We start from the raw sequence: 10399 nt of genomic DNA on the forward strand, positions 1-10399 counted from the left end.
TGCCGACGTGTCGATAGTGGCATGTCCCCGCCGGGCCCGTCACTCGGGTTTCGGGGCGGGGCGCCGTGGACCACCGGCTGTGTGGGGCTCCGCACTGCGCCAGTCGGGGTGTCCGGGCATGGGAGGCGTTTTCGTCCCGTGGAGCCAGCCGTCGAAGAACGCCGTCAGGTCCCTCCCGGCGATCCGTGCGGCGAGCCGCGTGAAGTCCGCGGTGGTCGCGGACCGGTCCCGGTGGGCGCGCACCCAGGTCCTCTCCAGCCGGTCGAAGGCGGCCGCACCGATCTCCTGCCGCAGGGCGTACAGGACCAGGGCGCTGCCGTCGTAGACCACCGGCCGGAACAGGTCGATCTTGTGGTCCGGGGACGGGACGTCGGGGCCGGCGGGCGGTCCGCCGGCCGCCCGCCAGGTGTCGGAGCGGGTGTAGGCCTCACGCATGCGCTGTTCGAGCTGCTTGCCGGCGTGGTCCTCGGCGTACCGGGCCTCGTACCAGGTGGCGTGTCCCTCGTTGAGCCAGAGATCGGACCAGACCCGAGGCGAGACGCTGTTGCCGAACCACTGGTGGGCGAGTTCGTGCACCATGACCGACTCGATGTACCAGGCGGGGAACCCGAACTCGGTGAACAGGGACTTCTCGAAGAGCGAGAGTGTCTGGGTCTCCAGCTCGAAGCCGGTGTCGGTGTCGGCGACCAGCAGTCCGTAGGTCTCGAACGGGTAGGGGCCGACCTGCTCCTCCATCCAGGCCAGCTGGCCCGGTGTTCTGTCCAGCCACGGTTCGAGCGTCTCCCGGTCGGCCGCCGGCACCACGTCGCGGAGCGGCAGCCCGTGGGGGCCCGTGCGGTGGAGGACGGCGGAGCGGCCGATGGACACCTGGGCCAGTTCGGTGGCCATCGGGTGTGCGGTCCGGTAGGTCCAGGTGGTGGTGGCACCGTTCCGTCGCCGTCCGGCCGGCAGACCGCCCGCCACGACCGTGAGGTCCTTCGGCGCGGTGACCCGGAAGGTGAAGTAGGCCTTGTCCGCGGGGTGGTCGTTGCCCGGGAAGACCCGGTGCGCGGCGTCCGCCTGGTTGGCCATGGCGAGGCCGTCCGCGGTGGGCACCCAGCCGCCGCGCGCGGGGTCCCCGGAGGGGTCGCTGGTGTGCCGGACGGTGATGTGCACGGGCGCGCCGGCCGGAAGGCGGCCCGGGGGCCGGATGACGAGGTCCTCGTCCGCGGTGGCGAACTCGGCGGCCCGTCCGTCCACGTCGACGGAGTGGACGGTGCCGTGGGCGAAGTCCAGGTTGATGCGTTCCAGGGGTGCCGTGGTCCGCGCGTCGATCCTGGTGACGGCGTCGAGAGGGTGGGTGTTCGTGCCGTCGTAGGTGAGCGAGATGTCGTACGCGAGGACGTCGTACCCGGGGTTGCCCAGCCGGGGGAAGAGGCGGTCGCCGATGCCGAGCGCTTCCGGGGCGGGCAGGGTCGCGGCGACGAGGGTGACCGACGCGGTGGCCAGCAGGGCGGCGCGCAGTCTGCGGGAGGTGTGCGGCATGGACTACGGCTACCAGTGCGAACGCCCCGGGGCGGGGTGGCGCGCGCCGCGCCACCCGAACGGGGTGGCCGCGTCCGGTCGGTGAGCCGGGGTCAGCGGGCCGCGGCGGGCTGCTGGGCGCGGCTGACGTCGTACACGCCCGGCACGTCGCGCATCGCCCGCATCAGGCCGGGCAGTCCGGCCGCGTCGGGGAGCTGGAGGGTGTAGGTGTGCCGGACGCGTTGCTCGCTGGGCGGCTCCACGGTGGCCGCCACGATGGCCGCGTCGGCGGTGGCGATGGCCTCGGTGAGGTCGGCCAGCAGCCGGGGGCGCCCGAAGGACTCGGCGACCAGGGTGACCCGGTAGTCGGCGGGTCTGCTCCACGCACCCGTGTCGTTCCAGCGGGCGTCGACGGCCGCCCGGCCCAGGGCCCGCATACGGGCGACGGCGGCGCATCCCCGGCGGTGCACGGTGACGGCTCCGCCGCGCACGGTGAACCCGATGACGTCGTCGGGCGGGACGGGGGTGCAGCAGCCGGCGAGCCGGACCGGCGCCCCCGGGACACCGACGGTCACACCGGCGTCCCGTTCGCCGCCCCTGGCGGGGCCGGACGTCATGTCGTCGGCGGGCCGGTCCGGCGCCCTGAGGGGCACCGGACGGCTCTTGGGGTGTCCTTGGGCGCCCTCGGGGTGGGCCTCCAGCCATCCGGCGATCGCGATCCGGGCGGCGGGCGTACGGGCGTGGTCCAACCATTCCGGGGAAGGTCCGGAAGAGGCGTCCTGGGCGAGCAGCAACTGCACCGTGTCACCGTCGGTCAGGACCGTGCCGAGCGTGGCGAGGCGGCCGTTGACGCGCGCCCCGATGCAGCCGTGTGCCGCGTCGCCGTACCGTGCGTACGCGGCATCGACGCAGCTGGCGCCTGCCGGCAACCCGAGCGTCCCGCCCTCGGCGCCGAAGACGGTGATCTCCCCGTCCTGGGCGAGGTCGTCGCGCAGGGTGGTCCAGAAGGTGTCCGGGTCGGTGGCGGACTCCTGCCACTGGAGGAGGCGTGAGAGCCAGCCGGGCCGGGTCGGGTCGGCCCGCTCGCCGTCGGCGGGCTCGTCGTGCTGGGCCGCCGTGGTGCCGTCCTGGGCGTAGGGATTGCCGAGGGCGACGACGCCCGCCTCGGCGACCTTGTGCATCCGGTGCGTACGGATGAGGACTTCGGCGACCGCTCCCTCGGGGCCGACGACCGCGGTGTGCAGCGACTGGTACAGGTTGAACTTCGGGACCGCGATGAAGTCCTTGAACTCGGAGATCACCGGGGTGAAACAGGTGTGCAGCTCCCCCAGGACCGCGTAGCAGTCGGCGTCCTCCGCGACCAGCACCAGCAGCCGGCCGAAGTCGGTGCCGCGCAGTTCGCCGCGTTTGCCCCGGACCCGGTGGACCGAGACGAAATGGCGGGGCCTGATGAGGACTTCGGCGCTGATACCGGTCTCGCGCAAGGTCGCCCGTACCGCTTCGGCGATCTCCGCGAGCGGGTCCTGGCCGCTCTCCGCCTCGGCGATGAGCGCCCGGGTGCCCTCGTACTCCTCGGGATGCAGGATGGCGAAGACCAGGTCCTCCAGCTCCGTCTTGAGCGCCTGCACCCCCAGGCGTTCGGCGAGGGGGATGAGGACGTCCCGGGTGACCTTGGCGATCCGGGCCTGCTTCTCGGGACGCATGACACCGAGGGTCCGCATGTTGTGCAGCCGGTCGGCCAGTTTGATCGACATGACCCGTACGTCGTTGCCGGTGGCGACGAGCATCTTGCGGAAGGTCTCGGGTTCGGCGGCCGCGCCGTAGTCGACCTTCTCGAGCTTGGTGACCCCGTCGACGAGGTAGCAGACCTCGTCGCCGAAGTGCTCACGCACCTGATCCAGCGTCACTTCGGTGTCCTCCACGGTGTCGTGGAGGAGCGAGGCCGTCAGCGTCGTCGTCTCGGCGCCGAGTTCGGCGAGGATCAGGGTCACGGCGAGCGGGTGCGTGATGTACGGCTCGCCGCTCTTGCGCATCTGGCCGCGGTGGGAGGACTCGGCGAGGACGTAAGCCCTGCGCAGGATGGTCAGGTCCGCGTCCGGGTGGTGCGCGCGGTGGGCCTCCGCCACGTGCCCGATGGCATCGGGCAGCCGGTCCCGGGCCACCGGACCGAGCAGGGCCGCACGGCCCAGTCTGCGCAGGTCGATCCGTGGGCGACCGCGCTTACGGGTGTGAGCACCTGGATCGGTGGCCTCTGCGCTCATGGGCACCTCCGGCAGCGTCGACCGGCGGTGGGTACGCGGATGCGCCTCCGGGCCGGTGCTTGATGCTATCGAGCCCACCACGGGGCGCAGTCCGGCTCTCGCCCAGCGTGAAACGGATCACCCATTCGAGCGAAGCTCTACCCGCTCACCGTTTCGAGCCAGTCCGGGTCGATCACGCCCTCGGCGACGATGACGGCGGGGCCGGTCATCTCGACCTCACCGTCGGGGGATTCGGTGATCACCAGTGTGCCGCCGGGCAGGTCCACGGTGTACGTGGCGGGCGCCCCGGTCACCGCCGGGTCCACGCCGTCCCGGCGTGCGGCGGCGACGGCCACGGCGCAGGCGCCGGTGCCGCAGGAGCGGGTCTCGCCGGAGCCCCGCTCGTGGACGCGCATCGCGACGTGGCGCGGTCCGCGGTCCACGACGAACTCGATGTTGACGCCGTCCGGGTAGACGGACGACGGGCTGAACGGCGGTACGGAGAGCAGGTCGCCGGCGTGTGCCAGGTCATCGACGAACGCGACGGCGTGCGGATTGCCCATGTTCACGTTGCGGGCGTCCCAGCTGCGGCCGTCCACCGTGACCCGCACGCCGCTTCCAGGGAGCCGGGCGTGCCCCATGGAGACCGTGACGGCGCCGTCCTCGGCGAGGTGCACCCGCTTGACGCCGCCTCGGGTCGCGACGGCCAGGTCGCCCTCCGACGCGAGTCCGGCGCGCTGCAGGTAGCGGGCGAAGACCCGCACGCCGTTGCCGCACATCTCGGCGACCGAGCCGTCGGCGTTGCGGTAGTCCATGAACCACTCGGCCTGCTCCGCCATGTCCCGGGCCTCGGGGTGCGAGGCGGACCGCACGACGTGCAGCAGTCCGTCGCCGCCGATGCCGGCGCGCCGGTCGCAGAGGCGGGCGACGACGGCGGCGGGCAGGTCGAGGGCGTTGTCCGGGTCGGGGACGATCACGAAGTCGTTCTCGGTGCCGTGCCCCTTGAGGAAGGCGATCTGCGGAGTGCTCACGGTCCCACTCTACGAGGCCGCACCGACAGCCCGCGGTCCCGGGCCGGGCCCCGGGGTGGGCCTCAGCCCAGTCGGGCCACGCGCCAGACGGCGAGCGTGACCAGCACGGCGCCCACGGCGACGTACAGGCCGACCACGCGCCAGTCGGGGCGCTCGACCGCGCCCCTGGCCGGCAGGCCGGGCCAGGTGTGGCCCACCCGGCGCGCCGCCATCATGCCCCAGCCGGCCGCACACCCGCTGATCAGCAGGCCCAGCATGGCCACGACCGGGCCGCCGTCGCCGAATTCGAAGGCGAGCGGGAAGGCGAACATCAGGGAGCCGAGTGCCGACAGGACGACGATCGGCGCCAGCTGCCAGATGCGCATCCGTCGCGCCGGCCGGAGCTCGACCTCGACCTCCGGGACGACGGCGTGTTCGTCGGGTGCGTCGGGTCCGTCGGGGCTGAGGCGTCCCGCCTCGTGCCGCGCGTCCGGTGCTTGCTGGTCGGTGTCACGAGGGCCGGCTTCCATCGCCACGCGCCCTCCCCACTCTGACTCCACTGGTCGATCGATGCTCGATGATGGCACGCTCCCGGGGACCGAAATGACGGTCGGGGCTTCCCGATGCCATCACGTGATCAGGCTGTAACCGCCTGTTCGACCAACGCCAGCGCCTGCTGCGGGAGTTCCCCGCGCCGCGCCTCCGACCCGCTCAGCCACCGCACGCGCGTGTCACGCCGGAACCACGAGTCCTGACGGCGCGCGAAGCGTTTGGTGGCGCGTACGGTCTCGGCGCGCGCCTCCTGCTCGGTGCACTCCCCCGCGAGCGCGGCGAGGACCTGCTGGTATCCGAGCGCCCGGGAGGCCGTGCGTCCTTCCCTCAGCCCCAGGGACTCCAGACGACGCACCTCGTCCACCAGGCCCGCCTCCCACATCCGGTCCACCCGGGAGGTGATCCGGGCGTCCAGTTCGGGGCGTTCGACGTCCACACCGATCTGCACGGCGTCGTAGACGGGCTCGTCCCCCGGGAGGTTGGCCGTGAAGGGCTTGCCCGTGATCTCGATGACCTCCAGGGCGCGCACGATGCGGCGTCCGTTGCCGGCCAGGATGGCGCGGGCCGCCTGCGGGTCCTCGACGGCCAGCCGGGCGTGCAGCGCACCGGAGCCCGCGCGCGCGAGTTCGTCCTCCAGCCGGGCACGCACCTCCGGATCCGTCCCCGGGAACTCCAGGGCGTCGATGGCGCCCTTCACGTAGAGCCCGGAGCCGCCCACCAGGACGGGGGTGCGCCCTTCGGCCAGCAGCCGGTCGATCTCCGCGCGGGCCAGCCGCTGGTACTCCGCGACGCTGGCCGTCTCGGTGACGTCCCAGATGTCCAGCAGGCGGTGGGGCACTCCTCCCCGCTCGGCGGGCATCAGCTTCGCCGTACCGATGTCCATCCCGCGGTAGAGCTGCATGGAGTCCGCGTTGACCACCTCGCCGCCTAGCTGCTGGGCGAGGAAGACCCCCAGATCGGACTTGCCGGCCGCGGTGGGGCCGACGACGGTGATGACGCGAGGGGCGGAAGGGAAGCTGCTCACCGGGACAGTGTCCCAAACTCCGGGACACCTTCCGGACGCCCGGGTGGACACCGGGGCGCGGCCCGCGGAGACCCGCCCCCCGGAGCCACGCCCAGGCACCCCCCACCCGGGTAAAATGTGACCACAGTCCCCCAGCACGGAAGGCGGCCCCCATGGGTTTCCTGGACAACGTGAAGGCCAAGCTGGCCCCGGCCAAGGAGAAGGTGGGCGACCTCGCGCAGCAGCACGGGGACAAGATCGAACAGGGTCTCGACAAGGCCGCGCGCACGGTCGACCAGCGCACCAAGGGCAAGTACAGCGACAAGATCGTGTCGGGTACGCAGAAGGCGAAGGACGCGGTCGACCGCCTGGGCCAGAAGGACGGGGGCGGGACCCCGCCGAAGCCGCCCGCCGCCTGACCGGACGACGACGGACGAAGGCCGTGGAGCACCCGCCCCACGGCCTTCGTCCGTTCCGGCCTCGGGCCCTGGTGACCCGCGCGGCCCTCGGCGGTGCCCGCCCCGGTCCGCTTCGGTCCCGGACCTGTCAGGACCAGGAGGCGACGAAGTAGCCCACGCCGTACGGGACGTCCTCGTACAGCAGCCGGCCGTCCAGTCCGGCACCTTCGGCCGCGCCCGCGAGCACCTGCCAGGGCGCCCGTCCGGCGACCGCCAGTTCGTGCGCGAGCGACGCGTCCAGTGCGCCCAGCGCGGCGAGGTCCGCGGCCCCCAGGGCCCGGGCCGCCTCCGCGTCGAACCCCGCCGCCCGGTCGTCCAGGTAGCCCGGCGCCTTGACGGTGCGGCGGGCGCTTCCGTCACCCATCACCAGCATGGCCACCCGGTCGGCCCGGGCCGCGATCCCGCGTCCCTCCTCGGCGCAGCGGTCTGCCGGCAGCGGCTCCCGGACCCCGAGCCCCTCGACCGGCGCCCCGGACCAGCGGGCGCTCTCCAGCAGCCAGGCCCCGACGGCGAGGGACACGGGCAGCGGGCGTGGTGCCGCGCCGGACGCGGCGGGGGCCTCCCCGAGCCGCACCGTGAGCTCGACGCCGAATCCCGCGAAGGAGCCGGACGAGCCCGCCGGGAAGGCACCGCACTCCTCCGGCCCCGCGGGTCCGACCACGACGAGCAGGTCGGGCCGGGCGGCGGCGAGTACGCCCACGGCGTCCGCGCAGGCGGTCCTCGCGGCGTCGAGTTCGGGGGCGGCCCCGGAGGCCACCTCGGGCACCAGGAGCGGCGGACAGGGACAGACGGCGGCGGCGACGAGCATGCCGGTCAGCGTACTGCGGGGGCGGGCGGGGATCACGTCCGCCCGGGGGACCAACGCCTTCCGCCCCGGAGCGGCCGGGCGGGCCCCCGGGGCGCCCTCGGGCAGGACGCGCCCCCGGGAGGTCAGGCGGGCCGGGGCCGCCCCGGGTGGATCAGTCGCAGCCGCACCCGGGAGTCGCCGCCGCGGGCAGCGGTGCCGGGGCGCCGATGCCCGGGATGCCGAGCATGACTCCGGCGGGCTCGGCCGCGGCGGCCGTGGTGCGCTTCTCCCAGGCGTCCCCCGAGCGGGTGCGGCGCACGCCCACCGGCTCGCCCTCCGCCAGGAGGTGGTGCGGTGCGGCGTAGGTGATGTCGACGGTCACCACGTCGCCGGGGCGTACCTCCTGGGCGGGCTTGGTGAAGTGGACCAGGCGGTTGTCGGGGGCGCGGCCGGAGAGCCGGTGGGTGGCGCCGTCCTTGCGCCCCTCGCCCTCGGCGACCATGACGTCCAGGGTGCGCCCGACCTGCTTCTTGTTCTCCTCCCAGGAGATCGCCTCCTGGAGGGCGGACAGGCGCATGTAGCGCTCCTGTACGACCTCCTTGGGGATCTGCCCCTCCATGTCGGCCGCGGGCGTCCCGGGGCGCTTGGAGTACTGGAAGGTGAAGGCGTTCGTGAACCGGGCCTCACGCACGGCGTGCATGGTCTGCTCGAAGTCCTCCTCGGTCTCCCCGGGGAAGCCGACGATGATGTCGGTGGAGATGGCGGCGTCCGGCATGGCCGCCCGCACCTTCTCGATGATCCCGAGGAAGCGCTCCTGCCGGTACGAGCGGCGCATCGCCTTCAGGATCCGGTCCGAGCCCGACTGCATCGGCATGTGCAGCTGCGGCATGACGTTCGGCGTCTCGGCCATCGCCGCGATCACGTCGTCGGTGAAGTCACGCGGGTGGGGTGAGGTGAAGCGGACCCGCTCCAGGCCGTCGATCGTGCCGCAGGCGCGCAGCAGCTTCGAGAAGGCCTCGCGGTCACCGATGTCCGAGCCGTAGGCGTTGACGTTCTGTCCGAGGAGCGTGATCTCGCTGACGCCCTCGGCGACGAGCGCCTCGATCTCGGCGAGGATGTCGCCGGTGCGGCGGTCCTTCTCCTTGCCGCGCAGGGCGGGGACGATGCAGAAGGTGCAGGTGTTGTTGCAGCCCACGGAGATCGAGACCCAGGCCGCGTACGCGGACTCGCGGCGGGTGGGCAGCGTGGAGGGGAACGCCTCCAGGGACTCGGCGATCTCGACCTGCGCCTCCTCCTGGACCCGGGCGCGCTCCAGGAGCACCGGCAGCTTGCCGATGTTGTGCGTACCGAAGACGACGTCCACCCAGGGCGCGCGCCGGACGATGGTGTCGCGGTCCTTCTGCGCCAGACAGCCGCCGACCGCGATCTGCATCCCGGGGCGCCGGGTCTTCATGGGGGCGAGCCGGCCGAGGTTGCCGTACAGCTTGTTGTCGGCGTTCTCGCGTACCGCGCAGGTGTTGAAGACGACGACGTCGGCGTCCCCGTCGGAGCCTTCCGGGGCGCGGACGTAGCCGGCGTCCTCGAGCAGACCCGACAGGCGTTCGGAGTCGTGGACGTTCATCTGGCACCCGTAGGTGCGTACCTCGTAGCTCTTCTGGACGTCCACTGCTTCGCTCCGGTTGCCGCTGCTCATGGGACAAGGGTAGGCGCTCATGCCGCCCCTCCCGCCGCCGGAGTCCTCGGCCGGGATCCGGCCTGGCCAGGACGGGACCGGCCTGGCAGGATCGCGCCATGCTGCACGCACTGTCCCGTTTCGGCCGTCGGCGCGCCTTTCAGGCCGGCGCGGCGGCCGCCGTCGTCCTGGGGCTCCTGGTGTGGTGGGTGCTCCCGCTCGGGAAGCCGGAACCCAGCGGGACGCTCACGTTCTCCACCGGTGTGCGCAGCGGCGTCTACGAGCGGTACGGGCAGCGCCTGGAGGGCGCCCTGGGCAAGGACATGCCCAAGGTGTCGATACGGCTGCGGACCAGCGAGGGCTCGCAGCAGAACATCGAACGTGTGGCCACGGGCAAGGCCGACTTCACGATCGCCACCGCCGACGCCGTGGCCACCTATCTGCGGAGCGGCCGGCCCGGGGGCGAGCGGCTGCGCGGGTGCGTGCGCCTGTACGACGACTACATCCAGTTGGTGGTCCCCCGGGACTCGGACATCAGGCAGGTCTCCGATCTGCGGGACAAGCGGGTCGGCGTGGGCCAGAAGGGCTCGGGGGTCCTGCTCGTCGCCGACCGGCTGATGGCGGCCGCGGGCATCGATCCGGGCAGGGACATCACTCCCGTCGAGGCGGGCATCGACACGATGCCCCAGAGGCTCGCCGACGGGCGGCTGGACGCCTTCTTCTGGTCCGGGGGCCTGCCGACGGGGGCCCTGGAGGACCTGTCGGAGAGGTTCGCCGTCCGGCTGGTGCCGTTGGAGGACGCGCTGATCAGCCGGCTCCAGGCGGCCGGCGGTTCCACCCGGCACTACCGCTCGGCGGTGATCCCCGCGGACGCGTACCACGACGCACAGCAGGGGCAGGCGGTGCGTACGGTCGCCGTGGCCAACCTGCTGATCACGACGGACCGTACGGATCCGCTGATGACCGAGGCGTTCACCCGGACCGTGATCGACAGCCGGGACCGGATCGGGCGCGAGGTCCACGCGGCCCAGCTGGTGGACCTGCGTACGGCCATCTACACCGACCCGCTGCAGCTCCACGAAGGGGCCAGGCGCTACTACCGCTCGGCGAAGCCCTGACGGTTCAGGCGTGCGGCGGGTCGCGGGGCACGGTGACCGTCACCCGCAGGCCGTGC

Annotated in this window: 9 protein-coding genes; 2 read left to right on the plus strand and 7 right to left on the minus strand. The window is 73.0% G+C overall.

Annotated features, from left to right (window positions below; translation table 11 throughout):
* Nucleotides 1-39 precede the first annotated feature (39 nt).
* The 5 genes from IH13_RS0102725 to miaA form a co-directional block, all read right to left on the minus strand.
* Complete coding sequence (locus IH13_RS0102725) at nucleotides 40-1524, minus strand: M1 family metallopeptidase (RefSeq protein WP_031080735.1); 1485 nt, start codon at nucleotides 1522-1524, stop codon at nucleotides 40-42.
* A 92-nt stretch (nucleotides 1525-1616) separates the two neighbouring features.
* Nucleotides 1617-3764 carry a RelA/SpoT family protein gene (locus tag IH13_RS0102730; protein ID WP_031080737.1) on the minus strand — a complete coding sequence of 716 codons (2148 nt, stop codon included), beginning with the start codon at nucleotides 3762-3764 and terminating at the stop codon, nucleotides 1617-1619.
* 137 nt (nucleotides 3765-3901) lie between these two features.
* The gene (dapF, locus tag IH13_RS0102735) at nucleotides 3902-4774 is read right to left on the minus strand and encodes a diaminopimelate epimerase (RefSeq protein WP_031080738.1); all 873 of its coding nucleotides are present in this window, start codon (nucleotides 4772-4774) and stop codon (nucleotides 3902-3904) included.
* Between the two features lie 62 nt (nucleotides 4775-4836).
* Entirely contained in the window at nucleotides 4837-5283 is a 447-nt protein-coding gene (locus IH13_RS0102740) for a hypothetical protein (RefSeq protein ID WP_031080740.1), read from the minus strand.
* A 107-nt stretch (nucleotides 5284-5390) separates the two neighbouring features.
* Nucleotides 5391-6329 (minus strand): tRNA (adenosine(37)-N6)-dimethylallyltransferase MiaA, encoded by a 939-nt coding sequence (miaA, locus tag IH13_RS0102745; protein WP_031080742.1) that lies wholly within the window; start codon nucleotides 6327-6329, stop codon nucleotides 5391-5393.
* 152 nt (nucleotides 6330-6481) lie between these two features.
* Between miaA and IH13_RS0102750 the strand changes: the two genes are divergently transcribed.
* Nucleotides 6482-6727, plus strand: a complete 246-nt coding sequence (locus tag IH13_RS0102750; RefSeq protein ID WP_031080743.1) for an antitoxin — start codon at nucleotides 6482-6484, stop codon at nucleotides 6725-6727.
* 127 nt (nucleotides 6728-6854) lie between these two features.
* On the opposite strand, the gene IH13_RS0102755 is transcribed toward IH13_RS0102750, so the two are convergent.
* Nucleotides 6855-7574: a class III extradiol dioxygenase subunit B-like domain-containing protein gene (locus IH13_RS0102755; protein WP_031080745.1), complete on the minus strand. Its 720-nt coding sequence runs from the start codon at nucleotides 7572-7574 to the stop codon at nucleotides 6855-6857.
* Between the two features lie 151 nt (nucleotides 7575-7725).
* Complete coding sequence (gene miaB / locus IH13_RS0102760) at nucleotides 7726-9246, minus strand: tRNA (N6-isopentenyl adenosine(37)-C2)-methylthiotransferase MiaB (protein WP_031080747.1); 1521 nt, start codon at nucleotides 9244-9246, stop codon at nucleotides 7726-7728.
* A gap of 98 nt (nucleotides 9247-9344) precedes the next feature.
* Here miaB and IH13_RS0102765 point away from each other — a divergent pair, with 98 nt between their 5' ends.
* Nucleotides 9345-10343, plus strand: coding sequence for a TAXI family TRAP transporter solute-binding subunit (locus IH13_RS0102765; protein ID WP_031080749.1), 999 nt, complete (start codon nucleotides 9345-9347; stop codon nucleotides 10341-10343).
* The last annotated feature ends 56 nt before the right edge of the window (nucleotides 10344-10399 follow it).

This window comes from Streptomyces sp. NRRL WC-3549, assembly GCF_000721935.1.
In the GTDB taxonomy this organism is placed as follows: domain Bacteria; phylum Actinomycetota; class Actinomycetes; order Streptomycetales; family Streptomycetaceae; genus Streptomyces.